19 protein-coding genes are annotated in these 24222 nt (G+C 63.2%); 5 read left to right on the top strand and 14 right to left on the bottom strand.

The annotated features are described in order from the left end of the window. Positions 1–332: 332 nt before the first annotated feature. From fliS to fliD, 4 genes are read right to left on the bottom strand one after another with little or no spacing between them, the layout of a single operon-like run. A complete protein-coding gene (gene fliS / locus OBACDRAFT_RS03820) occupies positions 333–731 on the bottom strand; it encodes a flagellar export chaperone FliS (protein ID WP_043582942.1) in 399 nt (132 codons plus the stop codon). 23 nt (positions 732–754) lie between these two features. Next, the gene (locus tag OBACDRAFT_RS03815; protein ID WP_043582940.1) at positions 755–1081 is read right to left on the bottom strand and encodes a hypothetical protein; all 327 of its coding nucleotides are present in this window, start codon (positions 1079–1081) and stop codon (positions 755–757) included. 11 nt (positions 1082–1092) lie between these two features. After that, on the bottom strand, positions 1093–1824 hold the full coding sequence (locus OBACDRAFT_RS03810; RefSeq protein WP_052361044.1) for a hypothetical protein: 732 nt from the start codon (positions 1822–1824) through the stop codon (positions 1093–1095). Positions 1825–1877: 53 nt separating this feature from the next. Next, a complete protein-coding gene (gene fliD / locus OBACDRAFT_RS30515) occupies positions 1878–3641 on the bottom strand; it encodes a flagellar filament capping protein FliD (protein ID WP_043582938.1) in 1764 nt (587 codons plus the stop codon). 230 nt (positions 3642–3871) lie between these two features. On the opposite strand from fliD, the gene OBACDRAFT_RS03800 reads away from it, so the two are divergent. Next, positions 3872–4696, top strand: coding sequence for a flagellin (locus OBACDRAFT_RS03800; RefSeq protein ID WP_043582936.1), 825 nt, complete (start codon positions 3872–3874; stop codon positions 4694–4696). Positions 4697–4850: 154 nt separating this feature from the next. Further along, positions 4851–5672 (top strand): flagellin, encoded by an 822-nt coding sequence (locus OBACDRAFT_RS03795; protein WP_043582934.1) that lies wholly within the window; start codon positions 4851–4853, stop codon positions 5670–5672. A gap of 218 nt (positions 5673–5890) precedes the next feature. Here OBACDRAFT_RS03795 and OBACDRAFT_RS03790 read toward each other — a convergent pair whose 3' ends face one another. From OBACDRAFT_RS03790 to OBACDRAFT_RS03760, 7 genes are all read right to left on the bottom strand, one after another. Next, positions 5891–6640, bottom strand: coding sequence for a carbohydrate ABC transporter permease (locus OBACDRAFT_RS03790; RefSeq protein ID WP_198529842.1), 750 nt, complete (start codon positions 6638–6640; stop codon positions 5891–5893). 124 nt (positions 6641–6764) lie between these two features. Further along, a complete protein-coding gene (locus tag OBACDRAFT_RS03785) occupies positions 6765–7679 on the bottom strand; it encodes a carbohydrate ABC transporter permease (protein WP_043582930.1) in 915 nt (304 codons plus the stop codon). After that, positions 7676–9124: an ABC transporter substrate-binding protein gene (locus OBACDRAFT_RS03780; protein ID WP_043582928.1), complete on the bottom strand. Its 1449-nt coding sequence runs from the start codon at positions 9122–9124 to the stop codon at positions 7676–7678. Before OBACDRAFT_RS03780 ends, OBACDRAFT_RS03785 begins: the two co-directional genes overlap by 4 nt. Beyond that, positions 9111–9818 carry a type II secretion system protein gene (locus OBACDRAFT_RS27425; protein ID WP_052361041.1) on the bottom strand — a complete coding sequence of 236 codons (708 nt, stop codon included), beginning with the start codon at positions 9816–9818 and terminating at the stop codon, positions 9111–9113. The genes OBACDRAFT_RS03780 and OBACDRAFT_RS27425 overlap by 14 nt, the downstream gene beginning before the upstream one ends. Further along, a complete protein-coding gene (locus OBACDRAFT_RS03770; RefSeq protein ID WP_043582926.1) occupies positions 9809–11518 on the bottom strand; it encodes a hypothetical protein in 1710 nt (569 codons plus the stop codon). Before OBACDRAFT_RS03770 ends, OBACDRAFT_RS27425 begins: the two co-directional genes overlap by 10 nt. An 86-nt stretch (positions 11519–11604) precedes the next feature. Next, entirely contained in the window at positions 11605–12363 is a 759-nt protein-coding gene (locus tag OBACDRAFT_RS03765) for a hypothetical protein (RefSeq protein WP_043582924.1), read from the bottom strand. Between the two features lie 46 nt (positions 12364–12409). Beyond that, on the bottom strand, positions 12410–13417 hold the full coding sequence (locus OBACDRAFT_RS03760; protein WP_052361039.1) for a LacI family DNA-binding transcriptional regulator: 1008 nt from the start codon (positions 13415–13417) through the stop codon (positions 12410–12412). 196 nt (positions 13418–13613) lie between these two features. Here OBACDRAFT_RS03760 and OBACDRAFT_RS03755 point away from each other — a divergent pair, with 196 nt between their 5' ends. Both OBACDRAFT_RS03755 and OBACDRAFT_RS03750 read left to right on the top strand, forming a co-directional pair. After that, positions 13614–15860 carry a glycoside hydrolase family 3 N-terminal domain-containing protein gene (locus OBACDRAFT_RS03755; RefSeq protein WP_052361037.1) on the top strand — a complete coding sequence of 749 codons (2247 nt, stop codon included), beginning with the start codon at positions 13614–13616 and terminating at the stop codon, positions 15858–15860. Between the two features lie 152 nt (positions 15861–16012). Further along, a complete protein-coding gene (locus OBACDRAFT_RS03750; protein WP_157836905.1) occupies positions 16013–18325 on the top strand; it encodes a tetratricopeptide repeat protein in 2313 nt (770 codons plus the stop codon). 63 nt (positions 18326–18388) lie between these two features. Here the strand turns inward: OBACDRAFT_RS03750 and OBACDRAFT_RS03745 are convergent, their stop codons facing one another. Next, positions 18389–19465, bottom strand: a complete 1077-nt coding sequence (locus tag OBACDRAFT_RS03745; protein ID WP_198529841.1) for a hypothetical protein — start codon at positions 19463–19465, stop codon at positions 18389–18391. A gap of 99 nt (positions 19466–19564) precedes the next feature. After that, a complete protein-coding gene (locus tag OBACDRAFT_RS03740) occupies positions 19565–21523 on the bottom strand; it encodes an O-linked N-acetylglucosamine transferase, SPINDLY family protein (RefSeq protein ID WP_043582918.1) in 1959 nt (652 codons plus the stop codon). Positions 21524–21842: 319 nt separating this feature from the next. Here OBACDRAFT_RS03740 and OBACDRAFT_RS03735 point away from each other — a divergent pair, with 319 nt between their 5' ends. Continuing rightward, positions 21843–22601, top strand: coding sequence for a hypothetical protein (locus tag OBACDRAFT_RS03735; RefSeq protein WP_052361036.1), 759 nt, complete (start codon positions 21843–21845; stop codon positions 22599–22601). Positions 22602–23256: 655 nt separating this feature from the next. Here the strand turns inward: OBACDRAFT_RS03735 and OBACDRAFT_RS03730 are convergent. After that, positions 23257–24222: M23 family metallopeptidase (locus OBACDRAFT_RS03730; protein ID WP_052361035.1), on the bottom strand; the 966-nt coding region annotated here is incomplete at its 5' end.

Genomic DNA, 24222 nt, shown 5'->3' with positions numbered 1-24222 from the left:
GGGGGGGGAGGGAGCTGCGCGAGGAGGGCGTGAAGGAGGGCGAGTTGCCGGTCGAGGAGTTGGTCGAGTCCGGTCCAGTCTTCGGTTTCGATGTGCGCGTTTTCCCGGGCGGCGAGGTTTTCGAGGGCGTTAAGGAGTCGGTGCATCGGAGGAAAAGCTGAAAAGCTAAAAGGCTAGAGCATTTTCGATTTATTTTGTCTCACGCAGAGACACAGAGAACGCAGAGCCGGAAAAATACAATGTTTGTAATTTGTTTATAATTAGTAATCTATGTTTTCTCTGCGCCTCTGCGTGATCTCTTAAATCTTGCGACAAATTGAACCGACAATGCTCTAAAAGCTGAAATTGTTGCGGAGCATTTCGGCCCAGGCGTCGCGGAGTTGGCCGACGAGGTGTTCGACTTCAATGATGGGGGCTTCGTCTTTGCGGCGGTTGGCTTCGTCGAGCCGGCGGATGTGATAGTCGTAGAGGCGATCCAGGTTGGCGGCCACTTCGCCGCCTGCGTCGTGATTGAGGGTGGCCTGAAGTTCACGGAGGATGGCCTGGGCGCGAAGGAGGGCGTTGTGGATGTGCTCGATGCGGTGATGGTCGGTCGCAGGGAGTTTGAAGTTCTCACGGGCGAGGGCCATGAAGCGGAGGGCGCCGTCGTAGAGCATGACGACGAGTTGGCCGGGGCTGGCGGTGAGGATGGACTGGCGTTGATAGAGGCGGGCTTGGGCGGTGGGGAGCATGGCAGCGGTGGGAGGGAATTTGTTTATTGGGTGTCTTCGGTGAGGTCGGGGGATTCGGTGAGGAGGCGGGCGATGTGCTCGATTTGAGTGGCGCCGGGCCAGTCGGGATCGGTGGCCAGGGCATGGGCGCGGGCGAGGACTTCGGGGCGGATTTCAGGAACGTCGTCGAGCGCGGCACGGAGTCGGATGGCATGGGTGGTCATCAACTGGTCGGTGGTCGCGCCAGAGGGCGTGGTTTTGTTGTCGATCTTGATCCCAATCCCGAGCCCGATTCCGGTTCGTTGGGAGAGGGTGATGTGTTCCGCGGCTGCCGCGGCGGTGTCGGTGCTGGTGAGTGGTCGGGTGGTCATGGTGGTTGGGTTCAGAGTTTAGAGTCTGGAGTTTCGTTGCGGCGGGGGGGGAGGGTGGCGGCGACTTCGGCGGTGGCGTAGGTGGCGAAGCGGGCGGGGCTCTGGAGAATGGCAGTCACGGGGTCGCCGCGCCCGGAGCCGTCACCGGTCTTGCGGGCAAAGCGGCGGGCGGAGTTGCCCACGGTGGCGACGCTGGCGTCGAAGCGTTCGTCGCAGGCCCAGATGAGGTTGCCACGGCGGAGGTGGATGAGTTTGGCGCGGAGGCCGATGGCAAGGGGCGGATAGGGGGTGACGCCGGTGAGGTCGCAGAAAATGACGGCGTCGGCACCGGTGATGGATAGGATTTTTTCGAAAAAGACGGCGGGCAAAACGGAGGTGGAGTCAACGGAGCGGCGGCCTTGGGCGAGGTAGGCGATTTGGTCGCGGGATACGGGAACGAACTCGGCGCGCTGGGTGTGCTGGAGGGCGGCAAGCCAGATGGGGTCATGCGAGGCGATGAAGTCGTCGGGGAGGGCGGCGGCGGTGCCGTCGAGGGGGAGGACGGCAACGCGCCGGATGTCGTCGGGCCAGAGAGACGCGCCGCGGGTGTTGGCGGGGGCGTAGAAGGGGCCGATTTCAAGGGCGTCGCGCGTGGCGGTGTTGCAGCCGCCGGCAAGGAGGATGAGCGCAAGGAGGAGCAGGAGAATCGCGCTGGTTTTGAGGATGCCTTGGGGGGGGGGGGCGGGTGTGGTGGTGGTGGCCATTTTGTTTTCGAGTTAAGTCGATGTAAGTCGGTTTAATTCGATTTGGGTTGGTTTTACTTTTTGTCGTCTTTGTTGGTGCCGAGGGCGTTTTCGAGGAGGGTCTGCATCTGGTTGTATTTGGAGATGGAGCTTTCCATGGCGATGAAGGTGGCCTCCATGCGGACGCGCTGGGCTTCGATGCGTTTTTCGAGGGCTGCAATCTGGTCGTCGATCTTGGCGTTGGCCTTGGCGAGGGCGTTGGTCTGGTCCTTGATTTGGCCGCCGGTGCCGGTGGCGCCGATGTAGTTGTTGAGGAGTGTGTCGAGGCGGGCGGCAAAGCCGGTGGAACCGGTGGAGAAGAAGGCGGCGACGCCGTCGGGGTTGTTGCGCAGGGCGGCGTCGAGTTTGGCGGAGTCGGTGATGTTGAGTTGGGAGGAGGTGCCTTTGAAGTCGAGTCCGAGGTCGGTGATGCGGGAGACGGTGTCGTCAAGGCCGTTGATGGAGGCGAAGACGGTGGAGCGGAGTTGAGAGGCCCAGTTCTGGACTTCGCGGTTTTTGCTGAGGGTGGAACTGGTGACGGTGGTGCCGGAGACGTTGGTGGCGGTGACGGTGTCGATGTAGGATTGCACGGCGTTGTAGGCCGAGACAAAGGTGTCGATGGCGCTGCGCATGGTCTCGGTGTCGGCTCCGATGGTGAGTGTGCCGGAACCGGTGGCGGCGAGGTTGAGGGTGAGGCCGGTGATGCCGTGGTCGGCAGCGGTGAGGGTGTTGCTGGTGCTGGTGATCGCCGGGCCGCCATTGAGGGTGAAAACGGCGTTGTCGCCGAGCTTGGTGGCGGCGCCTGCGCCGGGGGTGAGGCCGAGGGAGGTGAGGAGGCCGCCGGTGTCGTTGGCGAGTGTGAGGCCGAGGCTGCCGGTGGAGTTGTTGGTGAGGACAACGCTGTCGTTGGTGGAGTCGTAGGTGGCGGTGACTCCGGCCCCGCTGGCGTTGATGCGCTTGATGAGGGTGGTGAGGGAGTCGGTGTTGGCGTTGTAGTCGATTTGCACGCCGTTGAGGGTGAAGGAGCCGGTGCCGTCGCCTTCGGTGACGGCGGTGATCGGAGTGGAGAGGCCGGCATTGGCGAGGGCAGTGGTCGTCACGGTGCGGCCTAGGCTGGCGGAACTGCTGATGCTGGTGGCGTCACCCGTGGGGGGGGCGTGGAGTTTGGCGACAGTGAGGAAGTTGGAGGTGTCGTTGGCGGCGCCGAGGACGATGGGTGTGGTGCCATCGGTGGAGGTGAGCGTGATGCCGTCGGTCGTGGGGTCGTAGGCGGCGGTGACGGCGTTGTTGGTGGCGGTGGCGATTTTATCGAACACGTCGCCGAGCGAGTCGGTGACGGCAAGGGTGACTTTGGCGCCGTTGATGGTGAGGGTGCCGGCAGTGACGGCGGTGGTGGTGGGGAGGGTGGCAAGGGTGAGGTTGCGGGCGTCTTCGGCGCTGGCGGCGAGGCCGTTGCTGATGCGGGCGGCTCCAGTGAGTTTGCTGGCGGTGGCAAGGCTGGTGACGTTGAACGCGCAGGTGCCGGTGGCGGTGCCGGCGGTGGCGCTGGCGGTCCAGGCGGTGTTGCTGGAGGTGACGGTGCGGGCGTTGAAGACGCCGTCGCCTTGCAGGGACTTGGTGGCGGTGCGCAGGTTGGCGAGGTAGGAATTGAGGGTGTTGAGGGCGCTGATTTTTGAGGTGTTTTCGGTCTGTTTGGTTTGCAGGTTGGTGATGGGGACGCGCTGGAGTTGGAGCATGTCGTCAACAAAAGTCTCCCAATCGAGTCCGGAGATGAGGCCGCTAAGTTGAATGGATGCCATGATCGTATGTGTGCGGTGGTTATCGGCACGGAGATGAAGGAGTTTAGAAAATAGGCGCGGGGGGGGCGGCGCGGGATTTTTTTCAAAATTCTAAAGTCCGGCGGCGGGCGTGTCGTATTGAGACCCCATCTGCGATGCAAACCGCAGTCGGATTGGCCCCGGTTCCTCTCTCACCGGCCCGTCGCCCTACGGACAGGGTTTTTTCGCCAAACTAAATCAAGGAAGATACCATGGCTGTTGTTATTAACACCAACTTCGCCGCCACGATTGCTGCCAACAATCTCTCGGCGTCCAACGAAAATCTGCAAAAGAGCCTTAACCGGCTTTCGAGCGGTTCCCGGATCGTGTCCCCGGCAGATGACGCCGGCGGCCTCGCGGTCTCCATGAAGCTCACCGCCGCCGCGACCCGTTCCGGCGCCGCGATCACGAATATCGCCAATACCATCTCGCTCCTGGAGACGCAGGACGGCGTGCTCGCCACCACTGGCGACGTGCTCAACCGTATCGGCGAACTCTATACACTCTATCAGGACCCGACCAAGAGCGCGAGCGACAAGGCCAACTATGATGTCGAGTTCAACCAACTCCAGTTGCAGTTGACCTCGCTTGCCGGTGAAAAATTCAACGGTGCGGCGCTGTTTTCCGCCACGGGTTTTTCAGTGCCGGTCTCTGAAGACGGTTCTCAGTCGGTGGCCATCACGGCCAAGGATTTGAGCGCCACCGACGTGGGCATCGGAGGAATTATTTCCGATACGTCGGGTGCGATTACCAGTCTGGGTGACTTCGCGGACATCAGTGCCATCGCCACCGCGATCGAGAACGTCGCCACATTCCGCGCGAGCAACGGCGCCGAACAGAGCCGCCTCGGTTTTGCGTCGGACGTGCTGACAACCAACAAGACCAATCTGGAAGCCGCCAACAGTCGCATCATCGATGTGGACGTGGCTGCGGAGTCCACGCAACTCGCACGCTGGAACACGCTCGTGCAGGCGGGCACCTCCATGCTCTCCCAGGCCAACCAAAGCGCGAATACCGTCCTTAGCCTGCTCCAGTAAAAGCACCACCATCCGGGCGTGCCGCTGCCGTTTGTCCCGCGCGGCGCGCTCTTTCACTTTGGGGCACATGCCCTGATCGGTCTGGCCCGGAACCGTTCCCCCTTCGGGCTCGTGGCGACGACGGACGTCGCATCCATCAAGGAAAGATAAACCCATGGCAGTTGTAATTAACACCAACTACGCGGCGACGATTGCATCCAACAATCTGTCGGCCTCCAACGCGGCGCTGCAAAAGAGCCTCAACCGGCTCTCCAGCGGTTCCAAGATTGTCAGCCCGGCGGATGACGCCGGCGGCCTGGCCGTCTCACTGAAACTCTCCGCCGCGGCCACCCGCTCCGGCGCGACGAGTACCAACATCGCCAACACCGTGTCGTATCTGGAAACCCAGGACGGCGTGCTGTCCACCGCCGGTGATGTGCTCAACCGCATCTCCGAACTCTACACGCTGTACCAGGACCCGACCAAGAGCGCGAGCGACAAGGCCAACTACGATGTCGAGTTCAACCAGCTCCAGTTGCAGTTGACCTCGCTCGCCGCTGAGAAGTTCAACGGCGTCGCACTGTTCGGCTCCGCGGGTGCCGGCGCGGTTGAGTCGGTCGCCGTCTCCGAGGACGGCAGCCAGACCGTGGCCATCACGGCCAAGGATTTGAGCGCCACCGACGTTGGTATCGGAGGACTCATTACCGAGACCAGTCTGGGTGGCTTCACGGACATCAGTTCCATTGCCACCGCGATCGAGAACGTCGCGACCCTCCGCGCGCAGAACGGTTCGGAACAAAGCCGCCTCGGCTTTGCCTCCGACGTGTTGACGACCAACAAGGCCAACCTTGAAGCCGCCAACAGCCGCATCGTGGACGTGGACGTGGCCTCGGAGTCCACGCAGCTCGCCCGCTGGAACACCCTCGTGCAAGCCGGCACCTCGATGCTCTCGCAGGCCAACAGCTCGTCGCAAATCGCGCTGTCGCTGTTGCAGTAATCTGGGTCGCCAGTCCCTCCCAACTCAGGAGGAAGGGACTGGCGGTTCATGGATCAGGGTAGTGTAAACAGTCCGGGATAAACCAAGCCGAACAGGGGTTGTTCGGCCTCAGCAACGCCCCCGCATGCCTTTCCGGTGTGCGGGGGTTTTGTTGTGTCGTAGTGCGTGCAAAATGACCGAAACGGGTCAGCGCGCTGGCGAGACCGGCCCCTGCCGCTTCAGTTTTTTCCGCCCGTGGTGGCAATGCCCTGTTTGAAACTCTTCTGGCACAGAAAATACAGCAGCACCACGGGCGCCGTCACCAACACCGCCGCAGCCATCAGATAATGCCACTCGGTGCCGCCCTGCTGGCTCTGGAATGCCTGCAAACCGAGCGACAACGTGAACTGCCTCGGCTCCGTCAAATACACCAGCGGACCGAAAAAATCGTTCCAGCTCGCCAGGAACTGGAACAACGCCACCACCGCCAGCGCCGGCTTCGACAGCGGCAGGATGATTTGCCAGAAAATCCGCCACTCGCCGCAACCATCGATCCGCGCCGCCTCGCTCAGTTCGCGCGGCAGCGTTTTGAAAAACTGGCGCAACAAAAACACATTGAACGCCGGCGCCAGAAACGCCGGCACCCACAGAGGCTTCGGCGACCCGATCCAGTCCAGCCCGCGAAACAAACCGTAGAGCGGCACCACCGTCACCGCGAACGGCAGCATCATGCCCGCCAGCACGAGAAAAAACACCCGGTCGCGTCCCCGCCATTCGAGCCGCGAAAACCCGTAGGCCGCCATCGCGCTGCTCAACACGCAACCGATCACCGACAGCAGCGCGATCCACAGCGTATTGAACGCGTAAAGCCAGAAATGCCCCATCGCGGCAATCGCCTCGGGATAATTCCGCCACTGCACGACCGACGGCCACCATCTGGGCGGGATCGTGATCGTCTCGTTGAGCGGCTTGAGCGAGGTGCTGATCATCCAGAAAAACGGCAGCACAAACAACACCGCCCCCGCGACCAGCAAAACAAAGGCCGTGAGACGAAAGGAAAACGAGGAGCCGGGTTCGCAACGCATGGTAAAAACAAGGGGGGGGGGGGGAGAGTCAGCCGTCTTCCGAGTGAATCCGTTTCGCGGAAAAACGCATCAGCAGCCAGGTGAGCAAACCGACCAGCGTCAGCAACACCATGGACAACGCGCAGGCGTATCCCATATTCCAATACTGAAAGGCATTTTGAAAAATGTAGGTGCTCAGGAATAGCAACGACCTGTCCGGTCCGTCGCCGCCGCCCGCCAGCACGTAAGGCACGGCAAACGTCTGCAAACAACCGATCAATCCGCTGACAATCGTATAAAAAAGCACCGGCGAAATGCACGGCACGGAGATGTGCCAGTATTTCTGAAACGTGCCTGCGCCGTCGAGTTCGGCGGATTCGTAAAGATGCACCGGCACGCCCTGCAACGCGGCCAGATAAATGAGCACCGTGTTGCCCGTCGTCCACAGGCTGGCAAAGGTCAGGGCGATGCGCGCCGGGTTGGGTTCGAGCAGCCAGTTGGGCGCGCGTAGTTGAAATCCGAATATGCCATTCAGCGAATCCAGCGCGGGCGTCACCAGCGCGTTGACAAGTCCGCCGTCGCCTTTGAGCAGCCATTGCCAGATCACCGCCAGACACACCATCGGCACGATGGTCGGCAGGAAATAAATCGTGCGCAGCACGCCTTTCGCGGGCACGCGCAGATTGAGCAGCAACGCGAGCAGCAGCGACGCGCCGATGCTTAACGGCAGGTAAATCGCGGAAAACAAAACGCTATTCCATAACGCACGCCAGAACACCGCGTCGCTCATCATCGTCGCGTAGTTGTCCATTCCCGTCCACAAGGCGGGCGTCAGCACCGAGTAGTCGCAAAACGAATGCCACGCCGCGCTCGCCAGCGGATACAGCGTGAGCGCGCCAAATCCGGCCAGCCAGGGCAGAATAAAAAACATCACCGTGAGAAAATTGCGCGTCCTGCTATTCATGGCGCTTTACCTCCCGCTCCGTCCTCCCCCCCCCCCCCTGCTCCGGTGGCGGTTCTTATTTGTGCGTCCGCCGTTTCGATTTTTGTCCAGTCCACTTCGAGTTTTGGCACAAGACGGCTCCAGCGCGACAGACGTTTGTCCAGCGCGGACTGCATCCGCGCCTGCGTGCCGCGCAGGGCGGTTTCCGGCGCTCCGCGCAAGGCCCAGCTTTCTTTCACGGCCTGGTCCATCTCGTTGCGATACGCGCTCCATGTCGCCAGTTGCGGCGCGGCGCGCGCCTCCGGACTGCGCGCCAGATCGTAAAACACGCGGATGTGCGGATGCGGATGTTTTGTCCAAAACGATTCGCTCACAACGGCGAGCGGCGAAAATTTGCACTGTGCCGCGCACAGCCGCTCGATGTTTTCCGGGCGGTTGACAAACGCCATGAACTCGAACGCCTCACGCGGATGCCGCGCACCGGCCGGGATGACGAGCACATCGGTCTCGACGATGGTCACCGGGTTCGTGCCGCCGTCTTCGCGCGGGAACGCGGCCACGCCCAACTCGAAGTCGCCGTCTCCGTATTTTTTCAAAAAATTCCACATCCACGGTCCCTGCAAAACCATCGCGACGCGGTTTTGGATAAAAGCGTTTTGGGGCGAGGCAAAGTTGCCGAAACCTTCAAGAAAACCCGACACCTCGCGCAGTCCGTAGTTGCGCGGACAGGATTGCACCCAGGCGAGCGCGCGGCGGTTTCCCGGTGAGTCCGCGGTGATGCGCGCGGTGCCATCCCAGAGTTGTCCGCCAAACCAGTAGCCCCACATGGAACGCCACCAGCCCGGCTCTTCCGGCAGGTGTCCGAGCACGCGCCAGCCTGTGCCCGGCGGGGGTTCGCGGCGGGCGAGGCGTTCGCTGAATTTTTCCAGTTCGCCGATGCTCGCTGGCGGTTTTTCGGGATCGAGACCCGCCTCGCGGAAAAGTTTTTTGTTCCAGTGCAACGCGAGCGACGAGGGCGTGGCGGGCAACGCCCACAACCAGCCTTGGTAACGGCACAGCGTCCACACGGAGTCGAGATAGAGCGAGGCGCCGACACCGTGTGCGCGGGCGAGTCCGCCGAGAGGGCGCAGGGCGTTGTTTTCGACGTAGGCGGGCAGGCTGAACGACCATAACCCGGCCACGTCGGGCGGACGGTTGCCCGCGATGGCGAGCATCAGTTTCAGGTCAATCTGGCTGACCGCGCTGTAACGCACCTCGATGCGATTTTGCGAGACGTTGAACGCGGCCACAATGTCCTCCATCGCCTTCGCCTCGAAACCGGTCCATTTTTCCCAATACTCGACAACGACTCGCGGCTCAGGGGGGGGAGGGGGGGAGGCGAAAACAGCGGCGAAAACCAATGGCGGAATGGCTGCGAAGAGGCGCAAAAAACGCAAGACAACGGGAGGGAAATCAGTGGCTGCCATTGGCGCATTGGGGACAGGCGAGATAATCGAGGGCGTTGTAGGGGACTTTGCCTGACTGCCAGAACTGGACGTGGGCGTCGAGGTAAACGTAGTTCGCGCCGTCTCCGTGCGGGGCATACCAGGTGCTGGGATCGGGATAACGCAGGCCGTCGTAAGGTTGGTTCGCGGGGCGCGAATCCCAGATGCTGTTGCGAGTCCAGCCTGTGCCGTCTGCGGCGACGATGCGGCGCGAGGGGACTTCGATGGCCGAGGTGTCGAGGCCGCAAAGCACGTGGCTCATCACGTAGTGCGCCCAGCCTTCGGAGGAGGGTTTGTCGGCGGGGGCGGAGGGGCAGCCGAAGTAATCACGTCCGTCGTGCGTGTTGCTGTCCGCCTTGTAGCCCATCGCGAGGGCGATGGGTTCATACCATTGCTCGTAACCGAGAACGGACTTCGCGGGATGACCGTTGTCATTGGCGGAGTGATATGGGAGTTTGCCCTTGTTTTCCTGCGCGTAGAGCAGGAACGCCGTTCCGATCTGGCGGAGGTTGGACGCGCACTGCGCCTTCTTTGCGGTCTGCCGGACTTTGCCAACCGTCGGGATAATGATCGCCGCCAATATGCCGATAATCGCAATCACCGTGAGCAATTCGATCAGCGTGAAGGCGGCACGTCCGCGCGCGATTGTTGCTTGGTTTTGTAGTTTCAGTTCCATGACGCGGGGTTCATCGGGTTGAAGTTCCAGGCACCGAACAGATACCAGGCGCCGGAGGCGACGAAGGGTTTTGTGGTGCCGCCCTCCCACGGCGGCTCCGTGCTGGAACACGGCCAGCCGAGGCCGGAGTCGCCGACGGGTAGCGCGGCGGCATCCATTGCGGCGAGCCATTTTTCCGCGTCGGCGTCGCGACCCGCCGCGCGGTAGGCGACGGCCATCTCACCCGTGCCCTCAAACCACACCTTGTTGTGCCCGGGCAGGTCGCCAAAACCGATGACCGAGTAACCGGGGCGGGCGTCGTAAGGCGCGGTGATTATGTAGTTTTTTTCTGCATACGCGAGCGCATCCGCGTACCTCGGCCCGAGGGTGGACACTCCCCATGAGACGCAGTCGAGCGCGGTGCTGTCCACCGTCGAACCGGTGCGAAAACGCTTTTCCTCCGGCACCCACATTTTTTGTTCCAGCCAGCGAAGGACATTCTCCCGCGCTTCAGGACGCGAGACGAGCGCGGCGTAACAATCAAGATTCCCCTCGGTGGATTTGTGCGTCATGGTGCCGCGTTTGCTGAAGCCGGAGCGAATGCCGCCGTCGGCGGGGTCTTGCAGGGACACGAGCCAGTCGGCGATGGCGGCGCGCATGGCGTCGTATTTTCCGGAGCCGGCGATTTTGACGCGGTGATATTCGAGGGCGAGGAGGAGCCAGGCGTTGTCGCCCACCCAGCGGTCACTGTCCATGTAGGCCGCGCCTGTGCCGGCATTCCACGCCTGCGGAAAACCCTGTTTATCCTGCGCGGTTCCCCAGTGGGCCACACGCCATTTTTCCATGAGATCAAAGATGCGTTCGGCGCGTGCGGTTTCGCCCTGACGGAGAAAACAGAAGGCGGCGAGGGCGTTGACGTAGAGGCCGCTAAACGAGTCGTCGAGCTGGTTGGACATGAGTCCGCAGTCGCGTTGCTGGGCGACAATCCATGCGAAGGCCTTGCGCGCCACTTCCGGATTGCGCGCGGAGGCAACAGGCAACGGTGTGAGGTTCGCAACGGTGGAACGTTTGAGGCTGATGGCAAAATCGTCCAGATACACGGTGCCGGTGGCGTTGCCTGATTCCCATGCCATGTATTTGGCGATGAATTCAATTTTCGCCGCGCCTTCCGTGACCGCCTTGGACAGCGGACCGGTCACGAGTGCGTGGCGCGTCCATTCGGGTTGCGGCGTGAGGCCCTGGTCCTTGTAAAAAATTTCCGCACCGGCGGCGTCGCGGATACGGATGGCGAGATAAATATCCTGATTGCCGCCGGTGTGTTTCCAGTTGACGAAACGTGTCCAGGCTTCGACGGACAAAACACTTCCTGCATCCAAATGGATACCGAGTTCGGCGGGTGTTTTTGCCGTGCCGAACTCGACGTGCCGGGTGCCGGTGTATTCACCCGCGCCTTCAAAGTAGAGGGCTTGTGTGCCGGAGTGACTGAGGCCGTCGTTGCCGGTGGTTTTGACGATGCCGCCCTTGGGTCGTTTGCCGTTGTTGTTGGCGGCCCACTCGAAACCTTTTTCGATGTTGGTGCCGTGAAACCAGCCGGAGGGTTCCACCGGGGAATAAAAACCGGCGTCCCAGGTTTGGGCAGGGGTTTCAAAATCGTTGGCGTAAATTTGTCCGTCGGTCGCGGCGGGAGTTGTATGGGCGGCGACCGCAAATGCGGCCGTCATTGCTAAAGTTTGGATCAGATTTCGCATGGGGGGGGGGGGGGGGAGGGGGTGGCCGCGCCGCGAAAAAACGGCGCGATTTTTGTGATTCAGAATTTCCACATACGACGACCAAAAATCGCCCATGCGAGAATGAACAAACCTGCAATTTTCCCGTAAGTCGCCGTTTCGGGAATGGCGCCGGTGGTAAGTGAAACGCTGAGGTCGTCGAGATAAATGGCGCCGCCAGAAACCGCCGTCCAATTGATCGCGTTAAATTCGATTTCAACACGTTTGGCATTCACGAGATTGCCGGTGAGACTTTTCCCATACGTCACTTCCGCCCAGTCGGTGTAATAAGCGGCGGTGCTTTCGTTGGCCTCAATCAAGTTGCCACCTTCGGCGTCGTCGTAATAGCGCGTGCGGATATAGACATCCGCGCCGCTGCCGCCATAGAGGTAAGCGGAGTCCATTTTGGAATAAACGCTCCACGAAAGCGTGGCGTCGCCTCCGCTGAGATCGTGGGCGGAAATATCGAAGGATTTTTTGATTACGAAGCTGTTGCCGTTTGTTGTGTCGGCGAGGTTTTTGAAGAACAGGCTTTGGGTTCCGGTGCGCGCCTCGACGTTGCTGATGCCGTAGAGCGCGGTGCCCTCCCAGCCATTGGTTCCCCCCGGTCCGGCACCGTCCCAACCGGTTTCGCTTACGATGGGCCAGTAGGGGTATTCGGGATTTTGCGGCCAGACTTCAAAGCTGTCGGTGTGGATCGAAACGATGTCGGCGTGAGCGGCGGCGACAAAGGCCACTGCGAAGGCGACCGGGAGAGCCAGTCGTTTGATTGTGGATGGATGTGCTTTGTGGTGTGTCATGGTGGTGATGGGTGAGGTGGTTAAATTGCGAATGACAAAGGGTGGCTCATGACGGATGCCGGGATAGGGACGCCCTGGCGGAAGAACCGCGGCGGACGAGACGGGGTTCGACAACGCGGTTGATGGTTTTGCGTTCGCCGTTGAGATGCGCCAGGGCGGCTTCGCCGGCGATCTTGCCAAGCTCAAACATGGGCACGCGCACCGTTGTGAGGTTGTAGGGCGCGGCGAGTTCGATGTCGTCGAAACCCGTTACGGAAACATCCTCCGGCACGCGCAAACCGGCTTCGCGCAAGGCGCGGATTGCACCGAAAGCCATGAGGTCATTGAAGGCCGCGATCACGGTCGGACGCGCGCCGCGGGCAAGAAGACTTTGGACAACTTCATAACCGCCCGCCTCGGTAAAACCGCCCGGCAAACACCAGCCATCGGGAATTTCCAGCCCGAGGCTGTCCGCCGCGGCCCGGCAGGATTCGAGGCGCTGGTTGGAATCAAAAGCATCCGCGCGGCCCGGCAGGACGGCCAGCCGGCGGTGACCGAGCGCGGCGACGTGTTCGAGCAGCTGGCGCATCCCGCTGGCGTTGTCGATCGATACGGACGAGAGGTTTTTCGAGGGGCCGTCGAGCGAAACCACCGGAACGCCTCCCTTGCCGAGCCGCGCGAGGAAATCGTTGCGTAGTTGAAAATTCATGACAATCAACGCTCCCACCAGCCGTTGTTGCACGAAACGTTCCGCCAGTTCGCGCTCGTCATCCGCGCCATGTGAAAACGCCGTGAGCAAATGGAAGCCGCCCACCTTCACCGCCGCGTCGAGGCCGCACAAAACATCGGCAAAAAATCCTGATGCCATGCGCGGAAAAATCGCCCCGACCAAATCCGAACGTTTCCGGGCCAGACTGCGCGCCGCGAAGCTGGGCGAGTAACCAAGCGCGTCCGCCGCCGCCAGCACTTTGCGCCGCGCCTCGTCGGACACCTTGCTGCTGCCATTGAAAACACGGGAAACCGTCGCGATTGAAAAACCGCTTTTTTCGCAAAGGTCGTAAACGGTGGGAGGCATGGAGAGAAACAGGGGGGGGGGGGGGGGGGATGCGGCGCGTGTGTGGTGCTGTGGGTTGCTGTTTGTATGCGCTTACACAAAATAAAAAGAACGTCGTCAATAGATTTTTAAGAGGAATGTTTTTTACAGAGTAGCTATTCACTTGAACAGATTGGCATCACGAGTGTAAGCGTTTCCATAAAAATCGATTTTTGCCATGCCTTCAGACCTGATGCCCGACTCCGATTCCGCCGCCGCCGCTAATGATGACGGCTCCCATTTTTTCCCCGGTCCCGTGCCGGGCGCCCCAGTGCGAGGCCAGGCGGATTTGCTGAAATGGGAGGCTCAAATCGATGTGATTCTGGCCCGTCTGACGTTGGAGCAAAAAGCGGGACAACTGCACCAGGTCGCCCTGCCTCACGCAGAAAACGAGACGCTGGTTCGCAAGGGGCTCGTCGGCAGCGCGATTTTTTCGACAGGTGCATTTGCCGGGCATCACAACGATGGCGCGACGTCGTGGGAGGCGGCGGCGCGCCTGCAACGCGTCGCGCTGGAGTCCACGGGCATCCCGCTGCTCTTCGCCCGCGATGTCATCCACGGGCATCATGTGGTGTTTCCGATTCCGCTGGGCCAGGCGGCGGCGTGGAGCCCGGAATTGGTCGAGGAGGCGCAGCGCACCGCCGCCGCCGAGGCCGCGGCGGAGGGGTTGCACTGGACGTTTTCGCCGGTGGTTGACGTCGGACGCGACCCGCGCTGGGGCCGTGTCGCCGAGGGTTTCGGCGAGGACCCCGTGCTCGCCGGCGAACTCGCGGCGGCGGCGGTGCGCGGTTTTCAGGGAGGGCGCTTTCCTCTGTTGTCATGCCTGAAACACTACGCGGGCTACGGACTGGCAGAGGGGGGGAGGGATTACGCGCGCGCCGCCGTCGGCCCGCATGAGTTGCGCGAGGTTTACCTGCCGCCGTTCCGGCGTGGCGTGGAGGCGGGCGCGGCTGCGGTGATGGCGGCGTTCAACGAGATCGACGGCACCCCCGCCACCGCCTGCCGCCGCCTGTTGCGCGAGGTGTTGAAGGGCGAATGGGGTTTTAACGGTGTGGTCGTGAGTGACTGGGACGCCATCGCCGAACTTATCTGCCACGGCGTGGCCGCCGACCGCCGTGAGGCCGCCCGGCTGGCCATCGAGGCGGGCGTGGATGTTGACATGGTCTCCGGTTGTTACCTCGAACATTTGCCCGCGCTCGTGCGCGACGGTGTGGTGGACGAGGCACTGGTGAACGACGCCGTGCGGCGGGTGTTGCGTCTGAAATTCGCCGCGGGGCTTTTCGACGATCCACTGCGCGAACGCGAGGGCGCGCGTCCCGTGCCGCCGCCGTTGAACGAGTCGCTGGTGCTCGCGCGGCGTTTCGCGGAGGGGAGTTTTGTGCTGTTGAAAAACGAAAGGGACGCGCTGCCCCTCCTCCCCCCCCCCCCCTCCGGCGTCGTGCGCAAGCAAACTGTTTTGCTGGCCGGCCCGTTCGCGGAATGCCGCGAGGAACTCTTCGGCACCTGGACTTGCGACGGGCGCGTCGAGCATGTGCGGAGCGTGGCCGAAGCTCTGACGGACGCAGTCGCGGGCGCGGCTGTGCGCGTGGTGGTGCATCGCACAACGGATTCGCTGGTCGAGGCCGCTCTGGCGGCGGATGTCGTGGTGGCGCTGGTTGGCGAACATCCGGGCCGCAGCGGCGAGGCTCACTCGGTGTGCGACCTGGGTCTGCCGCCGGGACAGGAGGCGCTGCTCGAAACGCTGGAGCGCGCGGGGAAACCGCTCGTGACGGTGGTGTTCACGGGCCGTCCGCTGGCGCTCGACAAGGTGGCGCGTCTTTCGGATGCGTTGCTCGTGGCCTGGCACCCCGGCTCCTCCGGAGGCGCGGCGCTGGCCGACGTGCTGACGGGACGGGCGAATCCGGGCGGACGTCTGCCCGCGTCGTTTCCACGCTTTGCCGGGCAAGTGCCGGTCCACTATTCGCGTCATCCGACGGGCCGCCCTCTTCCGTCCACCGCCTCCCGTTATCTGGACGCGCCCGACCGGGCGCAATTCCCGTTTGGATACGGGCTCGGGTTCACAACGTTTGCGTGGGAGGGTTTCGACGTTCGACCGTCCGGGGAAAACCGCTGGGAGGCGCGGGTGACGGTGCGCAACACGGGCGGGCGTCCCGGTCGCGCATTGACGAGGCTTCATGCGCGCGACTTCGTCGCCAGCCGCAGCAGGCCGGTGAGCGAACTCAGGCGTTTTCATGCGCGGGAGCTTGAGCCGGGCGAACAGGCTGTCGTTGTTTTCCAACTACAGGCGTCAGACTTCGCCTTCAGCCGCGCGGATGGAGTGTGGGGCCACGAGCCGGGCGAGATCGCCTTGTGGATCGAGGATGGCACGCGGGTCGTCCCGGAGGGTTTTCCGGACGGGCTGGCGGGCCGGATTGTGCTGCGCTGACATGGATGGGCGGGCAATGACCGGCAGTTTTTGCCGGGAAGCAGGACCGGCATAAACAGACGTCGTTTTTCTTCACGTGTTATGGATTGGTTGTAAATTGGTTAAGCAGGTGGCTGGGTCGAAGGCGCGGAAACTGCTTTGTTCAAAAAACCATGCCAGCCTCCGCATCTTCCCCTCGTTTTCCCTCGTTGGATTTTTCCGTTATCGACAATGCTCCGTCCGCCGCCATCGACGCGGCCCGCGCGGCGTTGAGTAAATGGCTGGCGCGCGCCAATGATGGTGCGGACTCATCGCGCGACGACGATCTGCGGCAGGTTTTGCGTCGGACCAGCGGAGTGATCGTCCGCTTGCCAAAACGGCAGGTGAACGATCCGGTCATCGCGCAAACCTGCGCATTGATCAGGGAATTGTTGGAGAGCGGCGCGCATGACTCTCCTGTTCCGTCCGACGATCTTGTGGAGGCGCGCCGACTGGCTGGGGAAGGCTGGCCGGGGCTGCTGGGGGCGATGCTGCTGACGCCGGCCAGGCAGTGGTCCGATGCGCCCTCGCTGGAGGCCGCGCCGGGCTGGTTGTGGGCGGACTACGCCCGGTGGCTGTTTGCTGTGCCGGTGGTGTTCGAGGCCGGGGCGGAAAGCGCGGTGCGCGCCGCACGCACGGAGGAACTGGCGCGATGGACGGAGCGCAATGTCGGCTCGACGGCGGTGCGCGAGGCGCTCGCGGCCTGGCTGCCCAATTCCTCATCGTCCGCCGCCCTGTGGATGGATGCTGCTGGCCGGCGTCGTCTGGCGGAGGCTCGCGCACGGATTCTGGCGCGGTATTTCCGAAGCGAGGTCGTGCCGTTCGATCCGGCGGCGGAGGCGCGCGCGGGACGCCGGTTGCGAATCGGATTTTTGGATACAGACTGGATGCGTTCACCTTCGGCCTGCGCCTCGCTGGCGCGCTTCGAGCATCTCCCGTCCGCGAATTTCGAGGTGGTGTTGCTGGCGCTGGCGAAGTCGGATTCTCCATTCGCTCAAAAATGCCGTTCGCTCGCCGCCGGGTTTCACCTTCTGCCGGAATCGTTGGAGGAGCAGGCGATGACGGTGCAGGGTGCCATGCTGGATGTGCTCGTGTTTCCGGAAACGATCACCACGGCGCACGACGACCTCACGCGCCTGGCTCTGCACCGCAACGCGCCGCTGCAGGTGCTGCTCGGCGGCGACTCCGGGAACACCTCGGGGTTTCCCGAGATCGACCTTCGGGTGGGGGCCGAAAAAACGGCGGAGGGAAGGACTGTCGCTCTGGAAAATCTTAGCGAGCGTCTGGCCGTGCCGCGCGGACCGTCGCCCGTGTTCGCGCTGCAATCCGCGCCGGGAGAGGACTTGCTGGTTTATTCGCGGGAGGGACTCGGCGACGTGCCGACGGATGCGGTGCTGCTGGTGACGGTACTCGATGCGCCGGCGGTGGCATCGGCTACGCTTGCGACCTGGGCCCGGATTCTGGAGCGCGCCCCCGGTTCGCGTCTGCTGGTTTACGTGACGCCGGGGCGGGAGCGCCCGCCCGGCAGTGGCGAGCGGTTGCTGGCGGCGATCCGGAAATCGTTGCACGCGGAGGGTGTCGATCCGGCGCGGGTGATCGTGCTCGCGCCCGACGAGGCATCGTTCGCGGAGAGCCGGGCGGTCATCGGCCTGGCGGATGTTTTCCTCGCCGCGCCGGGAGCGGAGCAGGTGTTTTGGCAGACTGTGGCAATTGACGCCGGCCTGCCGGTCACGTCAGGCGATGGTGTCGAAGAAAAGGCCGCGAGGCTGGCGGTCAGCGCGGAGGCACGCCAGGCGGCGCGCCAGCGACTGGAGGAGGGAAAAGCGGCGTGGCATGGATTTTTGGATACGCTGGCGGCAGGTGATGCCTTCGGCCACCTGATCGAGACGGCCTTCGACGAATTGGAGGCGGCGGGACGCAAAGCATTTCGCGCCTCGCGGGAACCGGTGCGCTGCGACGCACTCACCACCGTGGCGAAGGCGGTGGCGGCGGGCAGGGCGGCGCTGGAGCGCAACGATCCGTTCACGGCAGCCTTCGAGGCAGGACAGGCGTTGCGCTGCGCCCCGGACGACCCGGAGGCGCGTCATTTGCACGGCCTCGCACTTTTGGCCGGGGGCCGGACGAAGGACGCCGTAAAATACTTGCTGGCAGCGGTGGAGCAGCGGCCAAAGCAGGCGGATTACTGGTTCGCGTTGACACGCGCGCTGGCGGCGGACGGACAGAAGGGCGAAGCCACGCGCGCACTACAGACCTGCCTGCGACTGGATTCCAATCGGGCGGATGGCTGGTTGCTGCTGGCACAACTCGCCGGGGAGATTGGCGCATTGGACCTCGCGACGGAAGCCGGCCGCATCGCGGTTTCCCTGCAAAGCATTCCATCCGCCGACTCCGGCAAGAGTCTGATCAAGCTCAACCTTTCGGCCCGGCTCAGGTCGGCGCAGGACTGACCGGAAAATTGTCAAAATACTGTCATCCCGTCTTTCGCCTGAATGGTTCATTCTGCGTCATTTTCAAAGAGAGCGTCCTTGATGTGCGGTTAAGAAAGTCAGCATCTCCGCGACCACGGAGCCCACGGTTTCGTGGTGGTTGAAGTGTTCGTAGATGCGGCGGCGTTCGTCGCGCGGGCAGGTGAGGGCGTGTTCGCAGGCGTCGCCCAAGGCGGAGAGGTCGCCGTGCGGGTAACGCACGATCAGGCCGGCGGTGGCCAGTTCGTCGAGGCGATCGCCGTGTTGTGAATTTTCGGATACAGGCACCATGCCGAGGCAGCCCGACCAGAAGGGCCGGTCCGTGTGGGTGCGGCTCATGGCGGTGGAGGTGAACTTGCGGCCTTCGGGGCAGAGGCAGACGTTGAAGCGGTTGAGCGCGAGGCGGTCGGCAACCGACACGGAGTGATCGTGGCTGGCCACAAAGCGATCCTTGAAGCGGCGTCGAAGATAGTCGATCTGCCGCTGCCGATGTTCGGTGAGGCCGAGTTGCGAGCCGAGAAAAAGAATTTTTTCCTCGGGCTCTTCGTTGAACGCGGCGGCGAAGGGGAGCAGGTTCGCCACCCAGCTCCGGTGGCGGACCAGACAGTCGGGACGCAGCCGGGCGGCGGCGGGGGCGGCGAGCGGTTGCTCGTCGTGGATCAGCACATCGAGATGCGGGGCGAACGCGGCAAAGCCCGGCATGGTGCGGCTGGCCTCGTCGAAGGCGTAGTGGAAAATCCTTACGCCGAAGAATTGGAGTTGATCGCAAAGGGGCTCCAGCAGGGAACCGAGGTTTTGCGGATGCTGGGCGGTGAAAATCAGCCACCATGTTTCATCGCCGGGTTTGCGGCGGCAGGCGTCGAGAAAGCCCGCGAAGCCCGTCGTGCCCAGCGTGCGGGCGGGGAGAAACCGGGGCGCGGTTGCGGCTGCGGGCGGGGAGAGAGGGGAGGGGAGTTGCGCAAGGCAGCGGACGGATTCGCCGTGCCAGTCGGCGTCGAGCCGGGCCATGCGCCGGATGTGCTCGTCGGCGCCTTGTCCGATCCACGGGGAGAGATTCATGTGCGGCAGACGGGCGAGGAAGTCGCCAGCGTCTTCGACCGGTCCCGCCCACGGGCAATACACGAAGAGCCGCAACGGGAGTGGCGGGGCCGTTGGCGTAGAGGGGGGGGAGGGGGGCGGGGGAGTGCGTTATTGTTGGGAAAATCATGGGGAGGGGGGGGATTAAAGAAGATTGGCGGGGTGGACAACGGCGCGCCAGCAGGCTTGGAGGGCGGCGGCGAAACGGGCGCTCTGGCCGGCGTGGTCCATGAGCGGGGAGGCGCTCATTTGGCTGCGCAGGCCGGCGGAGGCGGCGGCGAGCGAAGCCGGATCGGCGGCGAGCGCGGCGGCGCGGCGGATGTAGTCGTCCGGGCATGACGCGATCCATTCGGGACGGCCGATGGCGGTGAGGAGCGAGGCGCTGACGCGCGCGGCGTGCCGGTCGCCGCCAATCGTGATGACGGGGCGGCCCATCCAGAGGGACTCGCAGGTGGTGGTGGTGCCGTTGTAGGGAAAGGTGTCGAGCGCGATGTCCACGCGTTTGTAGAGCGCAAGGTGGGAGGCGGTGTCGGCGGTGCGGGGCAGGAGTTCCGTGCGTTCCTCCGGGAGTCCGGCGCGGTTCATGCGGGCGAAGAGATGGGCGCGCACGCCGGCATCCTCCAGGTCGCGGCCCTTGAGGAGCAGGCTCGAACCGGGCACGGCGGCGAGGAGACGGGCCCAGGTGGCGAAAAGGGTGTCGGTGAATTTCGTGGGACTGTTGAAGCAGCCGAACGTCACGCTCGCCCCGGCGCTGGCGAGGCAGGGCGGCGGAGCGACGGGCGCGAGGGCATCGGGGGGCTGCCAGCTCCAGGCGACGGAGGAGAAGCGGACGAGGTGCTCGGTGTTGAAGCGGTCGGCGTCGCCGGGTGGATCGGCGACGGCATCGGTGAAACGATAGTCCATGGCGGGCACGCCGGTGGTGTCGGGGTAGCCCAGCCAGGTGATTTGCACCGGGGCGAGCCGGCGGGCGAAGGCGGGCAGGCGGACGGTCATGCCGACGTGGCCGGTGAGGTCGATGAGGATGTCGGGGCGGTCCTCGCGGATGGCGCGTTCGAGGGCGGCGTCGGACTGGCCGACGAAGTTGCGCCAGACGCGGGCCATGCGTTTGAAACGGGCGGAGACTTCGTCTTCCGTAAAAGAGTCGTGGTAGAGCAGCAGTTCGAACTCGCGCGGATCGAGATGACGGAGGATGGGTTCGAGAAAATAGGCGCAGGAATGCGTGCGCAGGTCAGGGGACAGGATGCCGAGGCGGAGCGGGCGTTGCGGGGCGGTTGCGTGTGCGGTGTTGTCCGTGGATGCCGGGGCCGGGGCGTCTGGAGCGAGGAGCGGCGCGCGACGCGGGGCAGGCGTCCCTCCGACGGCGCGCCCGTAGGCGAGGTGTTCGGCAAACAGCGCCTCGCGCGAAAGGGTGTCGCTGTTTTGCAGGGCAAAAAGGCGGTAGCTGCGGGCGAGGAGGGCGTTTTTGGCCGGCAGCCTTCCGGGGCGGATGCAGGCGTCGTAATCGGCGAGGGCTTCCTCGATCCGGTAAATTTTGTGCAGGGCTTGGGCGCGTCCGAAGCGCGCGGGTGCGAAGCGCGGGTCGAGGGAGAGCGCCCGTTCGTGGCATTGCAGCGCGCGGAGGTTCTGTCCGAAGGAGGCGAGGGTGAGGCCGTAGTTGCTCCAGATGTCGGGGGAGTCGGGGGCGAGTTGCGTGGCGCGTTCGTAGGCGGACGCGGCCTCTTTCACTCGTCCTTGGAGTTTTTGCACATGGGCGAGGGCGCTCACGATCCCGGCGGAGCGGGGGGCGAGGCGGGCGGTTTTGGCGAGCATGATTTCCGCTTCGGCGGCGCGCCCGGCGTCGATCAACACGGTGGCGAGCAGCGTGGCGGCGGGGGCGGAGTCGGGGGAGAGTCGGAGGGCGGTCATGAGCCGCGTGATGGCCTCCGCCGGACGTTGGAGGCGGAGGGCGAGCAGGCCCGCGAGGTAATAAACGGCGGCGTCGCGCGGGGCGTGTTGCAGGAGTTGACGGCAGAGGGAATCGGCCCGGACGAGGCGGCCTGCCTGAAGGTGGGCCTGAGCTTCGGCGAGGAGGTTTGGGATGAGTTTGCAGGGAGCGGCCGTCATGAAGAGATGCGCGTCGCTTATCCTATCGGACGTCGGCGGGGTTTATTGAGGGAGGTCCTAAAAATTCATTTTTGCACAGAAGGTAACGAAGAAAACGAAGATAAAGGCAGGGAGTATAATGTGTTTTAATTTATTTATTTTCAATGGGTTGTTGAGAACAAAAGTTTCATCTTAATTGGTTTTCTTCGTTTTCTTGGTTACCTTCTGTGCAATTTTTAGAGGTTCCCTTGAGAGTTGATGTTGCGCGGGAGTTGTCGTGACGCAGCGGCCAAGCGGGGGCTTGCGCTGGCGCGCAGAGAACGCATTCATGACAGGCACTATGGATCATCTCTTTTGCTTCAAGAGCCAGGGTGTGCGGCGGGTGACGGTGAGGTTGATGTTAATGCTGGTGGTGGCCGTTTTGGGAATGGCGGCGGCAGTCCGGGCAGGCGAAGTGCGGACGTTCACCAACAAGCAGGGCGTGGCGATTCAGGCGGAGTTCGTTTCGCTCACGGACGGCACGGTCAAAATCAAGCGCGACGACGGGCGCGTGTTTGACCTGCCTCTCTCGACACTCAGCGAGGCGGACCAGAGATGGATCAGGGCGGAGGCGGCCAAACCCGCGCCGATCCCGGCGTCGGCCCTGGATGTGCAGATGATGCGCGCCACCTACAACACGAAGAAGGACGAGAAGAGCCAGAAGGGACTGATTCTGATAGTGGATGAGGCGGGTTATCGTGTATCGATCACCAACCGCTCGTCGCAAACCCTGTCCGACCTCACGGCGCGTTACCGGGTGTTTGTGCAGAACGATCCGGGATCGTTCAAAAATGCCGAGAAGGAAGGCGGCATTCGCCATGTGGACAGCGCGGCGGAGATCGGCGTGCTGGCTTCGTTCAAGACTGCGGAGTTTCGCACGGACGCGATCCAGCTTTCGTCAACGAAGTTGCAGCGCGGCTACATTTGGGCGGACAACAAGAAGCCGAAGGAGAAGATCAGCGACGAGATCGTGGGCATCCAGTTGCGGATCTACGCAGGCAAGCAACTGGTGCTGGAGCGTCACGTGCCTCCGAGCTTGGAAAAGACGCAGCCGTGGTAATTTTTGGCGCAGGGAGCGCAACGCTGAGAATCTCACGCGGAGGCGCGGGGGCGCGGAGAGACTGGGTTTCACGCCACGGCGCAACGGGCGCAACGGCAGAGAGGCAGAGGCGCAGAGAAAACAAACAACAAAAATCAGTTTCTTCTCTGCGCCTGCGTGAGATATTTCGGATTGGGAAATGGTATCGGAGGCACCAGCAGGCTGATGGCGTTGCGCTCGTTGCGCCGTGGCGGGCAATGCTGCCTTACTGTCCTTTTTTTCAATGAATTAACTGATGTTACGCGGATTGCCTTGACGGAGCGGCGGCATCCTGCCGCCGATATTCCGAGTGGCGCGGGCATCCCGCCCGCTTTGCAATAGGATGCGGGCGGGACGCCCGCGTCATAGCGTAGCGCAGGCATCCTGCCTGCAAGTCAGTCTATTGCGCGAAGCGCCGCCTTCCCAAATAACAGAATCAGCAAAAAGCAGAAGAGTGCACCGCGCTTCGCGCATCCTATGAATTGCAGGCGAGACGCCTGCGCTACGGGAAGCACGTTGCGGGCGGGACGCCCGCGCCACTGCGAACCGGCGGCAGGATGACATTGGGGGCGCTCCTTGCTCAATCTTACGCGGAGGCGCGCGGGGGCGCGGAGAGTAAGGCAGGGGTTGGCATCGCTCACCAAATTTTGAATACTTGTTGCAGGGTTGTCTTGAGCGTGGGGCCGGGAACCCAGGCGCCGCGGTATTTTATGACAACATGCCGGCTTAGTTCGGTGGCGGCTTGGGAGGCGTCCACGTCGAAGAGGCGGACTTCGTTGCGCGGCCAGCCGGCCACGGCGTCCGCGCCCAGCGGGGTCAGGGCAATGGGCAGGCCGGTCCAGTCCACCAGCACATCCCAGCCGGATACGCCGGTGATGGGCAGGGGCTGGCGCAGCAGTGTGGGATAGCGTTGCGCGAAGTCGGGCACGAATGGGGTGGCAATGCGCACCCGGACGATCGGTTTCATGCGGGCAAAATGATCGTCAAAGCTGCGCGCCGTGCCGTCACGCAGCGCGGTGAACGCCGCCAGCGGGTCGATGCCCATGAGGTTCCTACCGTTGTAGAGGCCGTGCGTGTTGCGGTTGCCGAATTTCTTGCGGTCGTACCAGGCTTGGAAATCGGTCGTCATCATGAGTCCGATTTCAAAGTGCAGGTGGGCGCGTTCGCGGGGGATTTCGTAGCCGCCGGCGGTGCGGCCCATGCGGGCGATCACCTGCCCGGCTTGGACGCGCTGGCCGGGCTGGAGTCCCGCGGCAGTCGAGGTGAGGTGGGCGTAGAGCGTGTAAACGGGGGGGGAAACGGTGTCGTGCTCGATGACGATGTAGCGTCCGTAACTGCTGTTGCCTGCCACCTGGCTGATGTGGCGGATGATGCCCGGCAGGGCGGCGTAAATGTCGTCCAGCGCTTCGCCGCGGCGGTCGCGCTTGAGGGGGAGCAGGTCGATGCCTTCGTGAAACTGGCGTCCGTTTTCGCGCACTCCGCCGAAGAGGCCGGATATGGGGTCACCCGAGATGGTGGGCTGGATGAAGTCGGCGATCGGACGGCCTTCCTGCCAGGCGCGGTTGGGCGTGGGCCATACCAGTTCGACGGGCTGCGGTGCGAG

Origin of the sequence: Geminisphaera colitermitum TAV2 (genome assembly GCF_000171235.2) — a bacterium.
Classification (GTDB): domain Bacteria; phylum Verrucomicrobiota; class Verrucomicrobiia; order Opitutales; family Opitutaceae; genus Geminisphaera; species Geminisphaera colitermitum.
This window is presented reverse-complemented; position numbering and strand designations above follow the sequence as displayed.

Bases quoted from the DNA above. Each gene is read 5' to 3' on its own strand.
- OBACDRAFT_RS03740 (WP_043582918.1), bottom strand. From the start codon at position 21,523: ATGACGGCCGCTCCCTGCAAACTCATCCCAAACCTCCTCGCCGAAGCT.
- OBACDRAFT_RS03765 (WP_043582924.1), bottom strand. From the start codon at position 12,363: ATGACACACCACAAAGCACATCCATCCACAATCAAACGACTGGCTCTC.
- OBACDRAFT_RS03790 (WP_198529842.1), bottom strand. From the start codon at position 6,640: ATGATCAGCACCTCGCTCAAGCCGCTCAACGAGACGATCACGATCCCG.
- OBACDRAFT_RS03795 (WP_043582934.1), top strand. From the start codon at position 4,851: ATGGCAGTTGTAATTAACACCAACTACGCGGCGACGATTGCATCCAAC.
- fliS (WP_043582942.1), bottom strand. From the start codon at position 731: ATGCTCCCCACCGCCCAAGCCCGCCTCTATCAACGCCAGTCCATCCTC.
- OBACDRAFT_RS03800 (WP_043582936.1), top strand. From the start codon at position 3,872: ATGGCTGTTGTTATTAACACCAACTTCGCCGCCACGATTGCTGCCAAC.
- OBACDRAFT_RS03810 (WP_052361044.1), bottom strand. From the start codon at position 1,824: ATGGCCACCACCACCACACCCGCCCCCCCCCCCCAAGGCATCCTCAAA.
- OBACDRAFT_RS27425 (WP_052361041.1), bottom strand. From the start codon at position 9,818: ATGGAACTGAAACTACAAAACCAAGCAACAATCGCGCGCGGACGTGCC.
- OBACDRAFT_RS03755 (WP_052361037.1), top strand. From the start codon at position 13,614: ATGCCTTCAGACCTGATGCCCGACTCCGATTCCGCCGCCGCCGCTAAT.
- OBACDRAFT_RS03780 (WP_043582928.1), bottom strand. From the start codon at position 9,124: ATGGCAGCCACTGATTTCCCTCCCGTTGTCTTGCGTTTTTTGCGCCTC.
- OBACDRAFT_RS03750 (WP_157836905.1), top strand. From the start codon at position 16,013: ATGCCAGCCTCCGCATCTTCCCCTCGTTTTCCCTCGTTGGATTTTTCC.
- OBACDRAFT_RS03760 (WP_052361039.1), bottom strand. From the start codon at position 13,417: ATGCCTCCCACCGTTTACGACCTTTGCGAAAAAAGCGGTTTTTCAATC.
- OBACDRAFT_RS03785 (WP_043582930.1), bottom strand. From the start codon at position 7,679: ATGAATAGCAGGACGCGCAATTTTCTCACGGTGATGTTTTTTATTCTG.
- fliD (WP_043582938.1), bottom strand. From the start codon at position 3,641: ATGGCATCCATTCAACTTAGCGGCCTCATCTCCGGACTCGATTGGGAG.
- OBACDRAFT_RS03815 (WP_043582940.1), bottom strand. From the start codon at position 1,081: ATGACCACCCGACCACTCACCAGCACCGACACCGCCGCGGCAGCCGCG.
- OBACDRAFT_RS03735 (WP_052361036.1), top strand. From the start codon at position 21,843: ATGGATCATCTCTTTTGCTTCAAGAGCCAGGGTGTGCGGCGGGTGACG.
- OBACDRAFT_RS03770 (WP_043582926.1), bottom strand. From the start codon at position 11,518: ATGACGGCCGCATTTGCGGTCGCCGCCCATACAACTCCCGCCGCGACC.